We start from the raw sequence: 19840 nt of genomic DNA, 5'->3' as shown, positions 1-19840 counted from the left end.
CGCCGCTACACCCGCGCATTTCGTACAAAATAAGTCCATTATTCCGATTTCATCTTGGCGAAAATACTCCCGCCGGAGGCAGGTCCGAGGCGCAGGCCGGAGGCCGAAGACGAAGTAAACCTGAGCGCCCGGAACGGGCGCACAATTTGATTACCGGCGGGCGCTGAGGCTGACTGAGGTGTTTTTGCGGGCATAGAATTCGCCCATCAACCCGACCATCAGAAAGCATATGCTGATGATGAGCGGATACGTGATGGAGCTGTTGCGCGGGACGTAATTTATAAAGGTGAAACCGCGCGCCTGATCGATGCAGTGGAACAAAGGGTTCCAGTCGAACATGTTCAACATGAAGGTCGGGAGCGAGTTGGCCAGAAACATTTTTCCCGATGCGATCATGTTGGCGCGTTGATAGACGAGCGTAATCATATTGACCGCCGTGGGGTACCAAGGCTTGATCGCCAAAAGCACCATGCCGATCGCCAGTCCGGAAAACCAGGCCAGCAACAGCATCCCAAAGGCCCCGGCCGGATCCTCGATCACGAAATGTTTGATGGCGACATAGTAGACGAACAGGATCAGCGACAGCGATAAAACCTGAATATAGAGCGCGCTGAGGGCCGAAGACAGGATAGCGATGATCGTATTCATCGGAGCATGCAGCATCATCGGCGATGTCGGACCTTCCGACCCAACCACAGCGCCCAGGGTTTTGCTATGCGTCATGTAAAGGAAAATCCCCGACATGAGGTAGAGCAGGAAATCACCGCGCACCGCGGCCTTTCGAAGGCCAAGCAATGAAAACATGACGTAGAAGGCCAGCACGAAAATGACCATTTGGAGCAGATTCACCACGATCGACATCACCGCGTGGCTGTGTGATTTGCGAATTTTTCGGGCGATCGAATGATAGATCAGCTCGGCGATTGTGAAAGCCGCAGAGAGCCCGGATTGTTTCCGTGGATTGTAGAACATATCGGCGCTGCTCCCGCATGTTGCGGTTATTATTACGACCAATTCTTGCCGTTTGCTTAGCCCCCAATCATAAGGGATGCGATGTTTTTTTTCAACGAATGGCCGAAAAGGCCAATCCGACGCAAGGAGATCGCTTTTGGATTATGAAAAACTGACCCAAGTGATGCGAAGACTGTCGCTTGTTGCAGGCGACAAGATCATGGAAATCTACAACTCGGATGACTTCGAGGTGAAGGTGAAATCCGATGATAGCCCGGTCACCGAAGCAGACGAGGCGGCTGATGCGTTGATATCAGAGGGCCTCCGTTCGGCGTTTCCCGGCGTGGTGCTGGTAACCGAGGAACAGGCAGCATCGCATTCAGAGAAAGCTGATACTTTCCTGATCGTCGATCCGTTGGACGGAACCAAGGAATTTGTCCACCGTCGCGGCGATTTCACCGTCAATATCGCCTATGTCGAAAACGGTGTGCCGACACGCGGTGTCGTTTATGCGCCAGCCAAAAACCGGATGTTCTATACTCTGGCCGATGGTCAATCTGTGGAAGAAACCGGCCCTCTGGACAAGGACGTGATCGGGCGGACCCAGCCGATCAAGGTGTCACAGGCCGACAACGCGGCCCTGTTGGTGGTGGCGTCGAAATCGCACCGTGACCAGGCGACCGATGATTACATCAACAAATATCAGGTTGCCGATTCCAAAAGCGCGGGATCGTCGTTGAAATTTTGTCTGGTCGCTACCGGCGAGGCAGATCTTTATCCGCGCGTCGGACGGACGATGGAGTGGGATACCGCTGCCGGTCACGCGGTTTTGCACGGGGCCGGAGGCAAGGTGGTGCGGTTCGATGATCACAGTCCTCTTGTCTATGGCAAGGACGGCTATGCCAATCCGTTCTTTATTGCCTATTCGCCCAGCGTAGAGTTGAAAGAGGCCTGATGGCCCGGCGCGATGCTCAGATCCCTTACCGGAGGCGTCACGCATGACGATGCCTTCGGTCAGCGTTGTTGTGGTCAGCCGGCATCGGCCCGAAGCTCTGAAATATTGCCTGACCAGCCTGTCGCGGCTGATCTATCCGAATTACGAAATCATCGTAGTAACCGATCCGTCCGGGGAAGCGGCCATTCATGACATGGGGCTGACGGGGCGGGTCCGGGTGGTTCCCTTCGACATCGCCAATATCTCGATTGCCCGCAACAAGGGGATCGAAGCCGCTGCCGGGAATGTCGTTGCGTTCATCGATGACGATGCGGTGGCCGAACCGATGTGGCTGCATCATCTGGCGGCGGCGTTTGGCGACCCCGAAGTCAGTGTTGCGGGCGGTTATGTTCGCGGTCGCAATGGTATCAGTTTTCAGTGGACCGCCCGCAGTGTCGACTGTACCGGCACGGCGAAATCGCTACAGGTGGACGAGACGTTTAACACCGTGCTGACGCCGCCGCCGGATCAGGCGATCAAAACAGAGGGCACCAATATGGCGGTGCGGCGGCAGATTCTGTTGGATCAAGGCGGTTTTGATCCCGCCTACCGGTTCTATTTGGACGAAACCGATCTGAATATGCGCTTGGCAATTTCCGGGCACAAAACCGCAATCGTTCCTCTGGCGCAGGTGCATCACGCTTATGCCCCCAGCACCCGGCGGCGGCGCAACCGGTCTGTGACCGATCTGTACGATATCGGTGCCAGCAGCATGATTTTTCTGCGCTTTCATTGCCCCGAAGCATTGCATGCGGCCAGAATCGAGGCGGTCCGTCAGGAGCAGCGCAAGCGTTTGCTGATCCAAATGCGCGATGGCCTGCTGGAACCGCGCGAAGTGCGCTGGGCGATCAAACGGCTGGAACAGGGTCTGTCAGACGCGGCTGAAATGGCGCTGCAACCCCTGCTGCCATTGCGCAGTGCGCAACACCCCTTTTTGCGCTTTGAAAGTGTTGCCGATGGTGGACATGTCGAACTGGCCGGACGGATCTGGCAAAAAGGCAAACTTTGCCGACAGGCCGCGCAACTGGCTGAACAGGGAAAAACTGTGTCTGTTTTCACCTTTTCTCATACCGGGTTGTTCCATTCCGTAAGATATCACAAGCCCGGTTTCTGGCTGCAGCGTGGCGGTTTGTTCGGTCGCAGTGACCGGGGACAGAAGCTGTTCCGGTTCGGTCTGTTCAGGAAAAGATTGCAGGAGGAAGTCCTGCGGATCGCCAGAATCCGATGGGATTGTAGAAAATCCAAGCAATAGCATCCACTATTTGACCTGTAATGCGTATAATGTGACAATGCGACTGTTGTCCTTCATTTAACAGCGAGGATAAAATGCCGTTAAAGGTAAGGCCGTATCGGTCTTTTTGATTTCGGCAGAATCAAGGAATTAAAATGCGAACTAAAGTAACAAAGGCGATTTTTCCTGTAGCGGGTCTCGGTACGCGTTTCTTGCCAGCCACGAAATCGGTTCCAAAGGAAATCATGACGCTGGTGGATCGCCCGCTGATTCAATATGCGATTGACGAAGCGCGGGCAGCTGGGATCAAGGAGTTCATTTTTGTCACTTCGCGTGGTAAATCCGCGCTGGAAGATTATTTCGATCATTCCCATCAACTTGAGTCCGAGCTGCGCAAGAAGGGCAAGACCGAGCTGTTGGAGATCCTGAAAGAAACCAATATGGATTCGGGTGAAATTGCCTATGTGCGGCAGCATAAGGCGCTTGGCTTGGGGCACGCGGTATGGTGCGCACGTCGCCTGATTCACAACGAACCCTTTGCCGTCATTCTGCCTGACGATGTAATTGCTGCTGAAAAACCCTGTTTGCAGCAGATGGTCGAAGCCTATGCCGAAACCGGCGGATCGATGGTCGCAGCAATGGAAGTCCCGCCGGAAAAGGCGTCGTCCTATGGCGTGCTGGATGTTAAAGAAGACATGGGTTCAGTGGTGTCGGTCAACAACATGGTGGAAAAACCCCCGCGCGGGGAGGAACCGTCAAATCTTGCTGTGATCGGGCGCTACATCCTTTCTCCCAATGTATTGAGAACATTGAATAAAAAAGAGACTGGCGCAGGTGGGGAAATCCAGCTGACCGATGCGATCGCGAAGGAAATCCAAGGCGATGGCGTTTATGGCTTCCGTTTCCGGGGTCAGCGTTTCGACTGCGGGTCCAAGGCAGGTTTCCTGCAGGCTACGGTCAGCTTCGGTCTGTCGCGCGACGATCTGAAAGACGAATTGATGGCCTATCTGCAAGAAGTGATCGCAGTGGACAAGGCCGCTCAATAGCAACCTATAGAAGCAATGAACGCGTGGCGGTTTGTACACCAGCTCCGTGTTGACTCGGCGTCGGCAGCAGTCTTGTTGTCGGCACCGGTTCGGGTCAAGAATGGGCTTGGCTGGCCCCCCGGCCGTTCAACCTTGGACCAGATGATTGCAGATGCCTGTTGCTGCCACAAAACTGGAAACAATGAAAAATGGCCCGCCCCGGGCGCGGCTGTTGGATGTCACCCGGCTGTTGCGCCGGGCAGGCAGGGTAGCGACCGGCATAGATCGGGTCGAGGCCGCCTATCTGGATCATCTGTTGCAGGACGATGTGCCGCTCTTTGGGGTGGCGCGAACCACGCTGGGCTATGCCTTGCTGGACCGTCAAGGGATGCAGGGGTTTCGGGATCGGATTGCCGGGGAAATCCCCTGGGGTTCGCCTGACGCGTTATCGTGGGCATCGCGTCGGCTTAGCCTTGATCAGGAACAGGCCCAAGCCGATCTGCGTCGGTTGAGCGTGAAACGCTGTTTGCCGCAGCGGTTGGGCCGGATGTTGAAGCAGAAACTGCCTGCGGGTACCGTCTATTTCAATGTCGGGCATTCGAACCTGACAGACCGGGTCCTGCATGCGCTGAAACACGGGTTAGAAGCGCGGATCGTGGTGATGATACACGATACGATACCGTTGGATTTCCCGCATTATCAGCGGGTTGGAACGGTGGACCGGTTTGCAAGGATGCTGGAAAAGGTTCGGGGAAATTCCGATTTGATCCTGTGTAATTCGCATCAGACGAAGGCAGATGTGGAACGGCATATGGCGCCCAATGGGACCGTGCCGGAATGTATAGTGGGGCTGTTGGGCGTCAATGTCGCGATCCCACAACCTATATATATGCCCGAAGGCTTTGATCAGACTTGCCCCTATTTCGTGGTGCTGGGCACGATTGAACCGCGCAAGAACCATGCTTTGCTGTTGGATATCTGGGATGATCTGGCAGATGGGGAACGGCCGCCGCAATTGGTGATCTGCGGCAATCGTGGCTGGAACAATGAAACCGTGTTCGGTCGGCTGGACAAATGGTCCGCGCGGAACGGTCCGGTTTTCGAATTGCAGGGCCTGAGCGACGGGCAGGTGTCAGGGCTGTTGCAGGGCTCGGCCGGGCTGCTGTTTCCCAGCCATGCCGAAGGTTATGGCCTGCCGCCGCTAGAGGCGTTGGCGCTGGGAGCACCGGTCATCTGTTCCGATTTGCCCGTGTGCCGTGAATTGCTGGGAGAGAATGCCGTTTACGCAGATGTGAATGATCGGTATTCTTGGCAAAGAAACATAACAAAGCTGGCGACTTGCTGGCAGGCAGATAAACGGGCAAGCCAATCCCAAATGGCACGATTTGTGCCCCCTTCTTGGGAGACACATTTCAAGCAAGTGTTCAGACTGGCGCTGTAGAACCGTTACATCTGCGCTCTGGTCGATGGGTAGGGGAAAAGAGTGGGTGTTTGGCAGGCATATCGTCTGAGGGTAAAGCGGAAACGTTTTCTGATCCGTGCTATGCGTAAACGGCGGGAACTGAAACCCGTTGTCAATCGCACCTCCCAGATCAAACCGGGCGACATCCTGCTATTTTCGACCCAACGCAATGAGCAGATCAGGCTGCCCTATTTTTTGCAATATTATCGCGACATGGGGGTGAACCACTTCCTGATCGTGGACAATGACAGCAGCGACGGGTCGGTTTCCTACCTTTCGGATCAACCGGACGTTTCCGTGTGGCACACAAGGAGCAGCTATAAACGGTCGCGTTTCGGGGTTGATTGGCTGAACTGGCTGCAGCGGAAATACGGTCACGGGCATTGGACCTTGGTCGTCGATCCTGATGAATTCTTGGTCTACCCGTTCTGTGATACACGGCCCTTGCGGGCGCTGACCGACTGGCTTGATGCGTCATCGATCAAGTCCTTCAGCGCAATGTTGATGGACATGTATCCAAAGGGCCGGATTGACCAACAGCCCTATCGTGCCGGGCAGGACCCGTTGGAAATCGCCAACTGGTTCGATTCAGGCAACTACACCATCGAACGGAACTGGAAATTCGGCAATCTGTGGATTCAGGGTGGACCGCGGTCGCGGGTGTTTTTTGCTGACGCACCGGAAAAGGCGCCGGCGTTGAACAAGGTCCCGCTGGTCAAGTGGGACAAGAAATACGTCTATACCAGTTCCACCCACATGCTTCTGCCGCGTGGTTTGAACTTGGTTTACGACGAATGGGGCGGCGAAAAGGCCAGCGGCGCGCTTCTGCACACTAAATTTCTGGACACGTTCCATACAAAGGCCGAAGAAGAATTGCAGCGCAAGCAACACTATTCGGCCAGCGTAGAATATGTCGCCTATGCTCAAAGCTTGAACGACAATCCGGACCTCTGGTGTAAATGGTCCGAAAAATACATCAATTGGCGGCAGCTTGAAATTCTTGGGCTGATGTCCAAGGGCAATTGGGCGTAAGGGAGCGCATAGGTGGGAACGGTCGGGATCATCATGCTGGTGCATACCGCGCTGGGGCGGGCCGAACAGGTCGCCCGACACTGGGCGGCGGCCGGTTGCCCGGTGGTGATCCATGTGGACCGCAATGTTGACCGTCACACCTACAACACGTTCCGCAAAGCATTGTCTGATTTGCCCGATGTGCGGTTCAGCAGCCGTCATCGCTGCGAATGGGGCACTTGGGGAATCGTGGCAGCCTCGCAAAGTGCTGCCGAACTGATGCTGGCCGAGTTTCCCGATGTGCGCCATGTGTACCTGTCTTCGGGGTCCTGTCTGCCGCTGCGTCCGGTGAAGGAGCTGATCGATTATCTGGCCGACCGGCCACGGACCGATTTCATCGAAAGCGCCACAACGGCGGACGTGCCTTGGACGGTTGGCGGCCTGGATGCGGAACGGTTCACTCTGAGTTTTCCGTTCGCGTGGAAACAGCAGCGGATGCTGTTCGACAGCTGGGTAAACATTCAGCGCCGGTTTGGACTGAAGCGGAAGATGCCCAACGGCATCGTGCCGCATATGGGCAGCCAATGGTGGTGCCTGACCCGGCAAACCCTGTCGGCGATCCTGCAAGACCCGGACCGCGATCTTTACGACCGTTTCTTCAAACGGGTCTGGATTCCCGATGAAAGCTATTTTCAATCTTTGTCGCGTCTCTATTCCAGTAATATCGAGAGCCGGTCGCTTACCCTGTCGAAATTCGACTTCCAGGGTAAACCGCATATTTTCTATGATGACCACCTGCAGCTTTTGCGTCGGTCGGATTGTTTCGTTGCGCGCAAGATATGGCCTCATGCCAATCGGTTATACGAGGCATTCTTGACCGATCCGGCGGGCACGATGAAGGGGGCCGAACCTAATCCGGGCAAGATAGACCGGATTTTCGCCAAGGCGGTGGAGCGTCGAACCCGCGGTCGGCCCGGGCTTTATATGCATAGCCGTTTTCCGCATGAGGGTTGGGAAAACGGAGTGACATCTGGCCAGTATTCCATTTTCGAAGGCTTTTCCGACTTGTTCGAGGATTTCGACCGCTGGCTGACCAAGGCGACCAGCGCCCGGGTTCATGGACATCTATTCGCCAAGGAACGGGTCGAATACGCCGATGGGCAGACGGTGGTGAATGGCGCGCTGTCCGACAGCGCGCTGCATCGCGATTACAATCCACAGGCGTTTCTGACCAGCTTGATCTGGAATGCACGCGGTGAAAGGCAATGCTTACAGTTCGGGCCCAATGATGTTCAGGATATCGATTGGTTGTTCGCCAAGGACCCCAATGCGCAAGTTTCGGTGATCAGTGGTGCCTGGGCTGTGCCTTTGTTCAAGTCGAATCGAAATTTCGCTGATTTGCGGAAAGAAGCCGCGCTGCTGCAGAAGATCGAGGCGGAGCATTTGAATGTGCTACGGTCGCCTTATTCCAAGGCGCGTATCCGGATATGGACGATGGCGGAGTTCATCGAAAATCCGATGGAACCGTTGCAAACGATTATCGACGAGATTGGCAACAGGTCGATGCGCCGCCTGTCGGAAGCGCCGAAAATGGCAGATTTGACCGGGTTCGGCCAATTTCTGCAGAATCTGAAAAACCAGGGCATGCATCCTTATTTGATGGGCGATTTCGCCGTCGAGAGGGACCTGAGCAACGGCAAACGCCCGAAACGTAAACCCTATTTGGTGCGATGATATTCCATGAATGACAGGTTTGACTATTTCATCGTGTTCGCGGAGATGCGGACGGGGTCAAATTTTTTGGAGGCAAATTTGAACGCCTTTCCGGGGCTGGTTTGTCATGGCGAGGCTTTCAATCCACATTTTATTGGTTATCCGAATTCGACCGAGATTCTGGGTATCAGCCAAGAGATGCGGGAAAAAGATCCTGCACGGCTGATCGATACGATCAAACAGCATAGCGAGGGGATGGGCGGATTTCGCTACTTCCACGATCACGATCCGCGGGTGCTGGAACTATGTCTGGCCGATCCGCGCTGCGCCAAGATCGTTCTGACCCGTAACCCAGTGGACAGCTATGTCAGCTGGAAAATAGCGCAGGCGACGGGCCAGTGGAAACTGACCAATGTGAAGAAGCGCAAGGACAGCAAGGCGCATTTTGACCGGGGCGACTTCGAAACTCATCTGGCCGAGTTGCAGGCGTTTCAGGTGCTATTGCTGAACGAGCTGCAAAAGACCGGTCAGACGGCATTCTATGTCGCCTACGAAGATTTGCAGGATTTGGACGTTATGAACGGTCTGGGGCGATGGCTGGGGCAGCCCGACCAGCTCGAATCGCTTGATGGTAAGCTGAAGAAGCAGAACCCGGAACCGATTTCCGAAAAGGTAGATAATTTCGCCGAGATGGAACAGGCGCTGGCGCATCTGGATCAGTTTAACCTGACCCGGACACCGAATTTCGAACCGCGCCGCAACGCGGTGGTGCCCAGCTATGTTGCCGCCGCGAAAACCCGTCTGCTATATCTGCCGATCCGGTCGGGTCCTGAGCTCAGCGTGACCAAGTGGCTGGCAGCGCTTGATGCAGTCAGCCAAGATGAATTGACATCGCGGTTCAGTCAGAAATCTTTGCGTGATTGGAAGAAGGACAATACCGGCTTTCGCAGCTTTACTGTGCTGCGTCATCCGGTGGCACGGGCCCATGCCGCGTTCTGTGAAAAAATCCTGTCCACCGGACCTGGAAGTTTCAGCAAAATCCGCAAGACGATCGTCAAGAATTTCAAACTACCGTTGCCCGAAGAGGTTGACGATAGCTATGACGCAGCCATCCATCGGACTTGCTTCATCGGGTTTCTGGACTTTCTGAAGGCCAATTTGGCGGGGCAGACCGGTGTGCGGGTCGATGCGTCCTGGGCCAGCCAGGTACAGGTTCTGCAGGGTTTTGCCGATGTAACGCCGCCTGATTTCATTCTGCGGGAGGATGAGCTGGACACCATGCTGCCCTTCGTTGCGGCGCGTGCCGGACGCAGCGATGCGCCTGTGCCGGACATCGTGACTGAAATCGTGCCGGTGCCGCTGGAGTCGATCTACGATGCGGAGATCGAATCTCTGGTCAACAATATTTACAATAAGGACTACGTCAGCTTCGGCTTTGGCCCCTGGCGCTGATCAGGCCGCCTGCGCCCCTTGGGCGGCGGTCAGGATGGTGTAAAGCGTGCTGGGATCGTTATTCGCCCGCAGTTTGGTGCGCAGCGCGTTTTCGCGCAATGTCCGTGACACCAGCGCCAGCGCCTTCAAGTGTTCGACGCCAGCCTCTTCCGGAGCGAACAGAGCAAAGACAATATCGACAGGTTGACGGTCGATGGCTTCGAAATCGATTGGTTTTTCCATCAGGATGAAGGCGCCGACGACCCGATCAAGATCGTCCAGACGCGCATGAGGCAGGGCCACACCGTGGCCCACGCCTGTCGGTCCCAGAGTTTCGCGTTCCAGCAGAGCTTCGACCGCTGCCGAGGGGTTCACCCCATAGGCAGTTGAGGCCAGATCACCCAGATCGTGCAGCAAACGTTTCTTGCTGGAGGCCGAGGCAACAACCTTAACAGCCTCCGGCTTGAGGATACCGGAAATTTCCATAAAGCTTACGTTGCTCCGATGACGGAACGCACTGCTCCGCCGTTATTGCTGAGGGTCAATCCAGCCGATGTTGCCATCATCACGGCGATACACGACATTCAGCCCTTCTTTTCCCTCGTTTCGGAAAACAAGAACCGGTGCACCGGCTAATTCCATCTGCATGACGGCTTCTCCAACCGACAGCGTTTGAATCTTGGTTTCCATCTCTGCGACGATGACAGGTTGCAGCGTTTCACGCTCCGATTCCACATCCTCACCTTCAGGCGCGAGGATATACGATGCCGCGCCGAATTGTTCAACTGGTTCGCTTCGGGTGATGTGATGGTCTTTCAGGCGGCGCTTGTAGCGGCGCAGTTGCTTTTCCATTTTGTCGCAGCATTTTTCAAAAGCTGCATAAATTTCGTGATCATGCGCCTTGGCCTGCGCGGTCAGGCCGGTCGAAAGATGCACAGTGGCTTCACATACGAATTCGTTTGCTGATTTCGAGAAGACGACATTCGCGTCTGTCGGCCGTTCCGCGTATTTTTGAACGGCGGTGCCCAGCCCATCTTTGACGTGAACTTGTAGCGCATCGCCGATATCAATCTGTTTTCCACTGATTTGATAGCGCATCTTGTCTCCTTTACGTGACAAATCGGGTGTTATGCCGGCTGCCTTATGCGGCCGGTTGTTTTTATTCCCGAATGCTTGATTGGGACATCGCATGAGCCTGTCCACAACCGGGCCTTGGCAACAAGACCATAAGCATCAGAGGTGCAAGATCCATGAATGTCATAAGAGTATTTGAGGCGAGTCGGTGGGCAGATGTCAATCGACGGAAGTAAGAAAATTATCAGCTTGGTTCCGGATTATGCGGAATCTCAGGAAATCTTGAAACTATCGCCAAGATAAACCCGGCGGACATTTTCGTTTTCCACCACTTCCTCGGGCGTGCCCGACATCAGTACACGACCATCATGCAGGATATAGGCGCGATCGACGATATCCAGTGTTTCGCGGACATTGTGGTCGGTGATCAGAACCCCAATGCCGCGCTTTTTCAGATCGGCGACCAAATGGCGGATATCCCCGACGCTGATCGGATCGACACCGGCAAAGGGTTCGTCCAACAACAGATATTTGGGATTGGCAGCGAGGCAGCGCGCGATCTCGACCCGGCGCCGTTCGCCGCCCGACAGCGCCAAAGCAGGAGCACGACGCAAATGTTCGATGGAAAATTCCGACAACAGCTCTTCCAGCCGTTCGCGCCTTTTGTGACGGTCCTTCTCGGCGATATCCAACACGGCCGAGATATTGTCTTCGACGCTCAGACCGCGAAAGATCGACATTTCCTGCGGCAGATAGCCGATGCCGAGCTTGGCGCGGCGATACATCGGCAGGTTGGTCACGTCGCGCCCGTCGATCAGCACATGACCGCCTTCTGGATAGACCAGGCCGCAAACCGAATAGAAAGTCGTCGACTTGCCACAGCCGTTCGGACCCAGCAGCGCGACCACCTCGCCCCGGTTCAGTTTCATACTGAAATCACGAATCACGGTGCGGGTTTTGTAGCTTTTGCGCAGATTTTGGATTTCCAAACCTGACCTGCCTTCGGTCACGGTCAAATTGGGCGCTGCCATTCGGTTAATCCTTGGGTTGCAGGGTGGTTTTTACCCGGCCACCGACTTGGGCCGTCCCCGCATCGAGATTGATGGTGATCCGGTCGCCCGACATCACGTTCGTCCCTTGGCTCAGCAATACAGATCCCAGCAGCAGAACGGTGCCGGCATCGATGTCATATTCGGCGCTTTGTGCCTCGGCAGCATCGGGTCCGCTGACCAGGGTGATACCACCCGAAGCTTCGAGTCTGGAAATCTTTTTATTTTCTTCTTTGTAAACCACCAGAACGCTGGGCGCATTCAGGATCATGTCGCCTTGTGTGATCATTACATTGCCGCTAAAAGTCGCTGTCCCATCTTTCTGGCTGACCGTCAGGTTATCGGCACTGACTTCGACCGGCTGTTGCGGGTCCTGCCGCGCCGTGCCGAAGGCAACGTCTTCGGCGGCCGCGAGCGGTGCCGTCAAGGAAATGAGCAGGGCCAAAGCCGTCAGTCGTGAAAATCGCAAAGTCAGCATCCTATTTCTATGGCTGATATACCAGCTTTACGCCGTTTGTGAAAAGCAATTGGACTTCATCGCTGCCCGGATCGGTCGTCAGCAACATTTTTCCCGCCTCGACCGTCCCCGCCGGTCCTTCACCGTAAACCGGCCCGGCGGTTTCTGCGCCGATCTCGCTCATCTTTGTCTTCAGGTTATCGCTGTGCAGCGAATAGCCGGTGGAGCTGGTGATCACCACGCCACCCATCAGCTCGGCTTCTTCGTTTTGGCTGTCCAGACGCGCATTGGCTGACTGAAACGAAATATGCGTTCCACTGGTCAGATCAATTTTTGCGTCCAGATTGCTGGCATGGGCGACGTTGTCGAGGTCCGGATCGGGGCGCGCGGTTTCGGCGACAAAGGAAATCAGATCGCCCCTTGTGGTGGCGCCCGAAAAGCGCGGGGCGGCGATGATTTCTTCGCGCGCGCGTTCCTGCAGGCCGATCTGAGAAAACGGTAATACGCCGCTGTGATCCTGTCCGCGCGACAGCAAGAACAGCGTCGACAACAAAGCCAGCGCCGCCAAAGGCAGCAGGATTTTGAGCCAGGCTACCAACCTTGAATGAAAACCATCGCGCGTTGCCATCAGTGTCTACCCAGATGTTCGCTATGTATCAGTGAGCGAAAATATCAATTTCGGGCCAGCCTCCCAGATCCAGTTTGGCGCGGGTGGGCAGGAAGTCAAAACACGATTGCGCCAATTCTGCGCGACCTTCTCGTTTCAACATTCGGTCCAGTTCTGTCTTCAGCTTGTGCAGGTGCAGTACATCTGAAGCGGCATATTCGAGCTGAGCGTTGGTCAGCTCTGGTGCGCCCCAATCGCTCATCTGCTGTTGCTTTGAAACGTCCGTGGACAGCAGGTCCTGCAACAGGTTCTTCAACCCATGCCGATCAGTATAGGTGCGCACCAGTTTCGATGCGATCTTGGTGCAGTAAACCGGTGCGGTCAGTGCGCCAAAAGCGTTGTACAGCGCCGCGATGTCGAAACGCCCGAAATGAAACAGCTTCAGCACAGTCGGATCGGTCAACATCCGGCACAGGTTTGGGGCTTCGGTCTGGCCTTTCTCTATCTGTACGATGTGAGCATTTCCGTCGCCACCGGACATCTGTACCACACAAAGGCGGTCACGGTGCGGGTTCAATCCCATCGTTTCGCAATCGATGGCAACAAACGGGCCCAGATCCAGCCCGTCCGGCAGATCATTGAGGTAGAGATGGTTCGCCATTGCTTTTCCTTTTTTTAGTCTGGGAGCGGGCGGATGTGACAATCTATATCCAGGTCAAGGTTTCGATCACCCTGTTAGCAAAGGGTTCTAGGGCATTTCGTCGGGCTTTGCCAAGCAGAGCCGGTTGATCGGATTGCGGATTCCCGCCTTTCGGGAGACCAGTACCAACGGTCTGGCGGAATTTTGACATTTTTTCCAGTTTTTACGACTGTTTTTGGAAAATTTGCGATTTCTTAATCAATTGAATCAAAAGAATAAATACAGACCGTGCTGTGCTAAGGAAATATTTGACCTCTCGAAAGTATATATGCCCATACCATTACCCGGATACGCGTCGGTGGCTATTCAGGGTAAAAACGATACCAAGGTACTGGTAATGAGTTCCATCGTTCTAGATCAAGCGTAACAAGTCGTAACGAGTTTTAGGAGCGCGAGTAGAAAACACGTCTAGGCAGTCAACCGTTGTTTTCGATGTCCCCCCCTCCCTCGCGCTCCTATTTTTCTCTACTCCAGATACTCTCTCTCTGATGACTTCCGACCCCGGCGCCCACCGCCGGGGTCGTTTTCTGTATTGGGGCAGTCGTCGTGCCGATGGCGGTGAAAGCCGTCGGCAAGATTTCATGTGGTTTCCGGGTGGGGGATCGACGCGGGACGTCCGGGGGACAAAGCGAAATCCGGTGCCGGATCAGGTGCCGGCCCGATGGATGCCAATGCTATCAGGTTTGCCTGCCGGGGTCCGTCGGTAAGACAGCACGAAACCCGATATACAGGATATCGGGATTTGCTACATTTCCTATTGGATCAGGATCAGGCTAACCCGTAATCGCGGGCCAAGAGCGCCGCCTGAGTGCGATTTTGCACGTTCAGCTTCTTGTTGATCAGGGTGACGAACTGTTTCACCGTGGTTTCCTGAATGCCGAGTTCAAGTGCGATATTCTTGTTCGTTTTTCCGGTCGCCAATTCTTTCAGGATTTCGGTTTCGCGCTTTGACAGGTTTTCGAAGAACGGATTGTCGGGTTCAGAATCGTCAGAATCCAGCAGATCGTCGGGCAGGTGTTTGCCGCCCATGGCCAGATATTTAAGCGTATGGGCGAAATAGTCCGGCGTTGACGATTTGGCGATAATTCCGGATGCACCGACCCTGATCGCTTCGATCGCATCAGATCGCGGAATCTGTCCCGACATCAGCGCCACATGTGCGACATTCGGAGCGGCCAGAACCTGACGCAATCCAGTCAGGCCATTCATGCCCGGCATCAGGTAATCCAGCACGACCAGATCGAAATGCGGACCGTTTTCAATGATCTGCATCGCAGCGGGCAAATTACCGGCCTTGTCGATTTTCAGGGTATCATCATGCGACAGAAAGGTCGCCAGCATTTCGAGTAGCAAAATATGGTCGTCGGCCAAGAGAATCCGCATGGGCGTGTATTTCCCGCCTTTCCTGATTACCGGAACTTAACTAATTACAAACTCATCATACGGCTTCCCGGGTGTTTGAGGAAGCGTCTCGACCTAAAAAAATTGTTGAAAAACAGTGTTATAAGTTCAGGCTGGTGCAGCCTAAGTGATGGCGGACCACCCCTTTGGCTAGTTCTTCGTGCGAAAGTGACGCATCTACTGGGTGCGCTCATCCAAATTGGGTCGCCCTGAAATTGCGTCATTTACCATTGAATACTGCTGGTCTTTTTTCGAAAAAGGAATCGATGCCTTCGTCAAAATCCTCGGATGTATAGAGGATCGCCTGAGTATCGCGTTCCGCGGCTAGATATTCGTCAAACCCCATCGGCAGCCGGGCCAGCAATTGCTTGGTATAGCTGTTGGTCAGCGGCGCGCCAGCGGTGATTTCCTCGGCCAGGGCCAAGGCATGGAACAGCGTCGCGCCCTCTTCTGCGATGTCTTCCACCGCGCCCCAATTCATCGCGGTTTGCGCGTCGATGGTGCGGCGGGTAAAAGCCAGCCACTTGGTCCGGCCCATGCCGATACGGGCGCTCAGCGTGTGCAGCGATCCAAGGTCGGGGATCAGTCCAAGCTTGCCGAAGGGCAGTGAAAACTTGGCATCCGGCGCCGCCACGACGATATCACAGGCCGCCGCCAGCGACATGCCCGCGCCGACGCACCATCCTTCGACGGCGGCGACGATGGGTTTCGGACCCTGCACCATTACCCGCATCAGGTCAGCGGCGTTGTTCATCCGTTCGCGCCCGGCGACAGAGGTGATGCCCTTCATCGTGGACAGATCACCACCGGCGCTGAAATTGCCCTGCGCACCACAAATCACGATCGCCCTTACCGTATCGTCCTGCATCGCCTTGGCCAGCAGATCCTTCAACGCGGCGCGCAGGTCCGGCGACAGTGCGTTGCGGCGATTCGGTTGATTCAGCCAGATCAGGCGCGTCGCGCCCAGCGATACGGGAACACACAATCCGTCGTCGATGCCGGGTTCGGCAGGGGGGGTGGGCAGGGTCATGGCGGTATCCTTCTCGTTGCGGGGCATTGGTCGCATAGCAGGGGGAGGCGGCACAAGACCGTTCAGCGGGCAGGTGGGTGTCCGCCCAGAACCCCGGTCAGTTCATCGGCCAGCCGCGTTACCTCGGCGCCGGTTTCTGCCACCTTTTCCGGAGTCAGCCGTGCCGCCAGCCCGGACACCGAAATAGCGCAGGCCGCTTCGCCTTGCGGGCCCCAGACCACGGCAGCGACGCAGCGCAGGCCCAGCACGAATTCTTCGTCATCCAAGGCAAAACCGCGCTCGCGGATTCTGGCGATTTCGTCATGAACTGCGTTGCGGCTGGTCAGGCTGTGCGATGTCATCGCGCGCAGACCATGTAGGTCGATAAGCCGGTCTATGGCGTCGTCTTCCCAGGTGGCAAGGATTGCCTTGCCCATGCCGGAACACATCACCGGCACCCGGCCGCCGGGGGGCGAAATGGCGCGCATGATTTCGCGGCTTTCTACCTGCGACAGTGTGACGACCTCGCCATCTTCAATCACGCCCAGATTGGCGGTTTCGCGGGTGATGTCGCGCAACCGGCGCAGAAAGGGTAGGGCGGGGGCGACAAAACTGCGCTGTTTGGCGTAGGCGGATCCGACGGCAAAGGCGCGTTGACCCATGTGCCAACGGCCGCTGGAGGCGTCCGATTGCACGAAGCCGCGCTGTTCCAATGTGGTCAGCAAGCGGTGCGTGGTGGATACCGCAAGACCAGCGTCTTTCGCCAGATCGGACAGCCGCGCGCCATCGCTGATCTGCGCGATCCGTTCCAACAGGTCCAGTGCCCGATGAACCGACTGAACGCCGCCTGTTTGCTTCTCTGTCATACGTAGGCTTTCCATTATTGCGACCTAAGTTTCCACGATATGGAAAATTTTGACAAGGGGTGAGACGGAATCCCGTGGTATGCCTATTCTGTCCGCAAATAGGAAAGGAGAGCCGCGATGACCGAATACGTGACCCGCGCCGGGATTCAGGTGGCCAGCGAACTGGCCGAACTGGTTGAAACACAGATCCTGCCCGATCTGGGGCTGGAGACCGACGCGGTCTGGTCCGGCTATGCCAAGATGCTGGCCGATCTGGCGCCGGAAAACCGCCGCCTGCTGGAGGTCCGCGAAGACCTGCAGAAACAGATTGACGACTGGCTTGCCGCCCGCAAGGGGCAGGATTGGGACAACGACGCTTATCAGGCGTTCCTGCGCGAAATCGGTTATCTGGTGCCCGAGGGTGAGGATTTCGAAATCACCACCGCGAATGCCGATGACGAAATCGCACGCGTCGCCGGGCCGCAACTGGTTGTGCCGGTGATGAACGCGCGTTTCGCGCTGAACGCAGCCAATGCCCGTTGGGGGTCTCTCTATGATGCGCTTTACGGCACCGATGCGCTGCCGGGCGCGCCGGAAGGGACCGGTTACGATCCCAAGCGCGGTGCGCAGGCGGTGGCCTGGGCGGCGGATTTCCTCGACAAGGCGGTGCCGCTGGTTGGTGCATCGCACAGGGACGTGACCGCGTACCAGCGCGAGGGCGTTGAACTGGTCGCGCTGATCGACGCACGCGAAGTGCCGTTTGCCGATCCGGCAGCTTTCGTCGGCTACACCGAAGACGGCGATAAAGCATCTTACATGCTGTGCCACAACGGGATGCATATCGAGCTGCTGATTGACCCGTCGCACCCGGTGGGGGCAACGAGCCCGGCTGGTCTGCGCGACGTGGTGCTGGAAAGCGCCCTGACCGCGATCCAGGATTGCGAAGACAGCGTCGCGGCGGTGGATGCCGAAGACAAGACCGACGTCTATGCCAAGTGGCTGGGCCTGATGAAGGGCGACCTGACCGAGAGCTTCGAGAAGGGTGGCAAACAGATGACCCGCCGTCTGGCCGATGACAAGGTTCTGACCGCGCCGGACGGATCGACGCTGACCCTGCAGGGCCGGGCGCTTCTGCTGGTGCGCAACGTGGGTCACCTGATGACCACCGACGCGGTGCTGATGGATGGCCAGGAAACCCCCGAGGGAATGCTGGACGCGCTGATCACCGTGGCCTGCGCGATGCATGACCTGAAAAAGACCGAAGGCCCACGCAATTCGCGCGCCGGATCGGTTTACGTGGTGAAGCCGAAGATGCACGGCCCCGAGGAAGTGGCGTTTGCCAACACCATGTATGGACGGGTCGAAGACATCCTTGGCCTGCCCGCCAACACCGTCAAGCTGGGCGTGATGGACGAGGAACGCCGGACCTCGGCCAACCTCAAGGAATGCATCCGCGCCGTGAAGGAACGTCTGGTGTTCATCAATACCGGCTTCCTCGACCGCACCGGCGATGAGATCCATACCAGCATGCAGGCCGGGCCGTTCATCCCGAAAGGCGAAATGAAAGATGCCGGCTGGCTGTCCGCCTATGAGGACGGCAACGTCGACACCGGTCTTGCCACCGGGATGCAGGGCAAGGGCCAGATCGGCAAGGGCATGTGGGCGAAACCCGATGCCATGGCCGAAATGTTGGAGGCCAAGATCGGCCACCCGATGGCCGGCGCCAACACCGCATGGGTGCCCTCACCCACGGCCGCGACGCTTCACGCCACCCATTACCACATGGTCGACGTGTTCGCCCGTCAGGACGAAATCAAGCATCGCGAGGCGGCCAGCCGCGACGCGCTGCTGACCCCGCCGTTGCTGGCGGGCCGCAACCTGACCGACGATGAAGTGCGCCGCGACGTGGACAACAACTGCCAGGGCATCCTGGGTTACGTTGTGCGCTGGATCGACCAGGGCGTGGGCTGTTCCAAGGTGCCCGACATCAACGATGTCGGCCTGATGGAAGACCGCGCGACGCTGCGGATTTCGTCGCAATACCTGGCGAACTGGCTGATGCATGGGCTGGTGACCGAGGACCAGGTGATGGAAAGCCTGAAACGCATGGCGCTGGAAGTGGACCGGCAGAACGCGGGCGACGCGGCTTACACGCCGATGGCGCCGGGGTATGACGGTGTGGCCTTTGCCGCCGCCTGCGACCTGATTTTCAAGGGCGCGGTGCAGCCGTCGGGTTATACCGAGCCGGTTCTGCATGCCCGTCGCCGTGAAGCCAAAGCGCAACAAGGAGCTAGAGCATGATTACCGTGACCAGACTGGATTGCGCCGATGCGCGCGTGATGATCGAAGGCGCCCGCGCCAAGGCCGAGGAGATCGGCGTGCCGATGTGCATCGCCATCACCGACGAGGGGGGCAACCTGATCGCCTTCGAGCGGATGGATGGCGGCAAGGTGACCTCTTCCACCATCGCGATCGACAAGAGCTTCACCGCTTCGGGCGCGAAGAAGGCGACCCATGAATACGGCGCGGCGGCCCAACCGGGCGCGCCGGCCTATGGTATAGGGTCGGCCATCGGGGGACGGTTGATGGTGGTGGGCGGCGGTCTGCCGGTTTTCGTGGGCGGCGAATGCGTTGGTGGCATCGGTGTCAGCTCTGGCTCGCCAGCGCAGGATACCGAGGTGGCCCAAGCCGGGATCGATGCCTTCCTCGCCACGCTTTGAACTCGGCGCGGTTATCTAATTGTGCGCCCGGTTGTCCGGGCGCGCTTGATCAGCTTCGCCTGTGACGAAGCGGATTCGGGGCGCTGCCCCCGCCGCGCTTTGCGCGACTCCCCCGGAGTATTTTTGACCAAGAAGAAACGAAAGAGATTTCGGAAAAAGG

19 protein-coding genes are annotated in these 19840 nt (G+C 56.7%); 9 read left to right on the top strand and 10 right to left on the bottom strand.

Annotated features, from left to right (window positions below; all coding sequences use genetic code 11):
• Positions 1–150 precede the first annotated feature (150 nt).
• On the bottom strand, positions 151–972 hold the full coding sequence (locus VOI23_RS03255) for an ABC transporter permease (RefSeq protein ID WP_323781463.1): 822 nt from the start codon (positions 970–972) through the stop codon (positions 151–153).
• 136 nt (positions 973–1108) lie between these two features.
• Between VOI23_RS03255 and cysQ the strand changes: the two genes are divergently transcribed.
• The 7 genes from cysQ to VOI23_RS03220 all read left to right on the top strand — a co-directional run bounded on the left by cysQ (position 1109) and on the right by VOI23_RS03220 (position 9839).
• On the top strand, positions 1109–1906 hold the full coding sequence (gene cysQ / locus VOI23_RS03250; RefSeq protein WP_323781461.1) for a 3'(2'),5'-bisphosphate nucleotidase CysQ: 798 nt from the start codon (positions 1109–1111) through the stop codon (positions 1904–1906).
• Positions 1907–1949: 43 nt separating this feature from the next.
• Positions 1950–3197, top strand: a complete 1248-nt coding sequence (locus tag VOI23_RS03245; protein ID WP_323781459.1) for a glycosyltransferase family 2 protein — start codon at positions 1950–1952, stop codon at positions 3195–3197.
• 134 nt (positions 3198–3331) lie between these two features.
• Positions 3332–4222, top strand: a complete 891-nt coding sequence (galU, locus tag VOI23_RS03240; RefSeq protein WP_323781457.1) for a UTP--glucose-1-phosphate uridylyltransferase GalU — start codon at positions 3332–3334, stop codon at positions 4220–4222.
• Positions 4223–4373: 151 nt separating this feature from the next.
• Positions 4374–5642 carry a glycosyltransferase family 1 protein gene (locus VOI23_RS03235; protein WP_323781454.1) on the top strand — a complete coding sequence of 423 codons (1269 nt, stop codon included), beginning with the start codon at positions 4374–4376 and terminating at the stop codon, positions 5640–5642.
• Positions 5643–5744: 102 nt separating this feature from the next.
• Positions 5745–6695, top strand: a complete 951-nt coding sequence (locus tag VOI23_RS03230; RefSeq protein WP_323781452.1) for a glycosyltransferase family 2 protein — start codon at positions 5745–5747, stop codon at positions 6693–6695.
• 33 nt (positions 6696–6728) lie between these two features.
• The gene (locus VOI23_RS03225; protein WP_323781857.1) at positions 6729–8408 is read left to right on the top strand and encodes a beta-1,6-N-acetylglucosaminyltransferase; all 1680 of its coding nucleotides are present in this window, start codon (positions 6729–6731) and stop codon (positions 8406–8408) included.
• Between the two features lie 6 nt (positions 8409–8414).
• Positions 8415–9839, top strand: a complete 1425-nt coding sequence (locus VOI23_RS03220) for a sulfotransferase family 2 domain-containing protein (RefSeq protein ID WP_323781448.1) — start codon at positions 8415–8417, stop codon at positions 9837–9839.
• On the opposite strand, the gene VOI23_RS03215 is transcribed toward VOI23_RS03220, so the two are convergent.
• The 9 genes from VOI23_RS03215 to VOI23_RS03175 form a co-directional block, all read right to left on the bottom strand.
• Complete coding sequence (locus VOI23_RS03215) at positions 9840–10304, bottom strand: PTS sugar transporter subunit IIA (protein ID WP_323781445.1); 465 nt, start codon at positions 10302–10304, stop codon at positions 9840–9842. It abuts the gene before it with no gap.
• 42 nt (positions 10305–10346) lie between these two features.
• Entirely contained in the window at positions 10347–10916 is a 570-nt protein-coding gene (gene hpf / locus VOI23_RS03210) for a ribosome hibernation-promoting factor, HPF/YfiA family (RefSeq protein ID WP_323781442.1), read from the bottom strand.
• A 248-nt stretch (positions 10917–11164) separates the two neighbouring features.
• Positions 11165–11923: an LPS export ABC transporter ATP-binding protein gene (gene lptB / locus VOI23_RS03205; RefSeq protein WP_323781439.1), complete on the bottom strand. Its 759-nt coding sequence runs from the start codon at positions 11921–11923 to the stop codon at positions 11165–11167.
• A gap of 4 nt (positions 11924–11927) precedes the next feature.
• Positions 11928–12419: a lipopolysaccharide transport periplasmic protein LptA gene (gene lptA, locus VOI23_RS03200; protein WP_323781437.1), complete on the bottom strand. Its 492-nt coding sequence runs from the start codon at positions 12417–12419 to the stop codon at positions 11928–11930.
• Positions 12420–12426: 7 nt separating this feature from the next.
• Positions 12427–13026 (bottom strand): hypothetical protein, encoded by a 600-nt coding sequence (locus VOI23_RS03195; protein WP_323781434.1) that lies wholly within the window; start codon positions 13024–13026, stop codon positions 12427–12429.
• A gap of 28 nt (positions 13027–13054) precedes the next feature.
• Positions 13055–13666 (bottom strand): ribonuclease H-like domain-containing protein, encoded by a 612-nt coding sequence (locus tag VOI23_RS03190; protein ID WP_323781432.1) that lies wholly within the window; start codon positions 13664–13666, stop codon positions 13055–13057.
• A gap of 807 nt (positions 13667–14473) precedes the next feature.
• Positions 14474–15088 (bottom strand): response regulator transcription factor, encoded by a 615-nt coding sequence (locus tag VOI23_RS03185; RefSeq protein WP_323781429.1) that lies wholly within the window; start codon positions 15086–15088, stop codon positions 14474–14476.
• A 238-nt stretch (positions 15089–15326) separates the two neighbouring features.
• Positions 15327–16136 (bottom strand): enoyl-CoA hydratase/isomerase family protein, encoded by an 810-nt coding sequence (locus tag VOI23_RS03180; RefSeq protein ID WP_323781426.1) that lies wholly within the window; start codon positions 16134–16136, stop codon positions 15327–15329.
• Positions 16137–16198: 62 nt separating this feature from the next.
• Positions 16199–16981, bottom strand: a complete 783-nt coding sequence (locus tag VOI23_RS03175) for an IclR family transcriptional regulator (RefSeq protein ID WP_323781423.1) — start codon at positions 16979–16981, stop codon at positions 16199–16201.
• A gap of 117 nt (positions 16982–17098) precedes the next feature.
• On the opposite strand from VOI23_RS03175, the gene VOI23_RS03170 reads away from it, so the two are divergent.
• Positions 17099–19261 carry a malate synthase G gene (locus VOI23_RS03170; RefSeq protein WP_323781420.1) on the top strand — a complete coding sequence of 721 codons (2163 nt, stop codon included), beginning with the start codon at positions 17099–17101 and terminating at the stop codon, positions 19259–19261.
• Complete coding sequence (locus VOI23_RS03165) at positions 19258–19680, top strand: heme-binding protein (RefSeq protein WP_323781417.1); 423 nt, start codon at positions 19258–19260, stop codon at positions 19678–19680. The genes VOI23_RS03170 and VOI23_RS03165 overlap by 4 nt, the downstream gene beginning before the upstream one ends.
• Positions 19681–19840: the final 160 nt, after the last annotated feature.

Origin of the sequence: Thalassovita sp. (assembly GCF_034670005.1) — a bacterium.
Classification (GTDB): Bacteria; Pseudomonadota; Alphaproteobacteria; order Rhodobacterales; family Rhodobacteraceae; genus Thalassobius.
This window is presented reverse-complemented; position numbering and strand designations above follow the sequence as displayed.

Coding starts and splice junctions, on each gene's coding strand:
- VOI23_RS03255 (WP_323781463.1), bottom strand. CDS start 972: ATGTTCTACAATCCACGGAAACAATCCGGGCTCTCTGCGGCTTTCACA.
- VOI23_RS03245 (WP_323781459.1), top strand. CDS start 1,950: ATGACGATGCCTTCGGTCAGCGTTGTTGTGGTCAGCCGGCATCGGCCC.
- galU (WP_323781457.1), top strand. CDS start 3,332: ATGCGAACTAAAGTAACAAAGGCGATTTTTCCTGTAGCGGGTCTCGGT.
- VOI23_RS03235 (WP_323781454.1), top strand. CDS start 4,374: ATGCCTGTTGCTGCCACAAAACTGGAAACAATGAAAAATGGCCCGCCC.
- VOI23_RS03230 (WP_323781452.1), top strand. CDS start 5,745: ATGCGTAAACGGCGGGAACTGAAACCCGTTGTCAATCGCACCTCCCAG.
- VOI23_RS03225 (WP_323781857.1), top strand. CDS start 6,729: ATGCTGGTGCATACCGCGCTGGGGCGGGCCGAACAGGTCGCCCGACAC.
- VOI23_RS03220 (WP_323781448.1), top strand. CDS start 8,415: ATGAATGACAGGTTTGACTATTTCATCGTGTTCGCGGAGATGCGGACG.
- VOI23_RS03215 (WP_323781445.1), bottom strand. CDS start 10,304: ATGGAAATTTCCGGTATCCTCAAGCCGGAGGCTGTTAAGGTTGTTGCC.
- hpf (WP_323781442.1), bottom strand. CDS start 10,916: ATGCGCTATCAAATCAGTGGAAAACAGATTGATATCGGCGATGCGCTA.
- lptB (WP_323781439.1), bottom strand. CDS start 11,923: ATGGCAGCGCCCAATTTGACCGTGACCGAAGGCAGGTCAGGTTTGGAA.
- lptA (WP_323781437.1), bottom strand. CDS start 12,419: ATGCTGACTTTGCGATTTTCACGACTGACGGCTTTGGCCCTGCTCATT.
- VOI23_RS03195 (WP_323781434.1), bottom strand. CDS start 13,026: ATGGCAACGCGCGATGGTTTTCATTCAAGGTTGGTAGCCTGGCTCAAA.
- VOI23_RS03190 (WP_323781432.1), bottom strand. CDS start 13,666: ATGGCGAACCATCTCTACCTCAATGATCTGCCGGACGGGCTGGATCTG.
- VOI23_RS03185 (WP_323781429.1), bottom strand. CDS start 15,088: ATGCGGATTCTCTTGGCCGACGACCATATTTTGCTACTCGAAATGCTG.
- VOI23_RS03180 (WP_323781426.1), bottom strand. CDS start 16,136: ATGACCCTGCCCACCCCCCCTGCCGAACCCGGCATCGACGACGGATTG.
- VOI23_RS03175 (WP_323781423.1), bottom strand. CDS start 16,981: ATGACAGAGAAGCAAACAGGCGGCGTTCAGTCGGTTCATCGGGCACTG.
- VOI23_RS03170 (WP_323781420.1), top strand. CDS start 17,099: ATGACCGAATACGTGACCCGCGCCGGGATTCAGGTGGCCAGCGAACTG.
- VOI23_RS03165 (WP_323781417.1), top strand. CDS start 19,258: ATGATTACCGTGACCAGACTGGATTGCGCCGATGCGCGCGTGATGATC.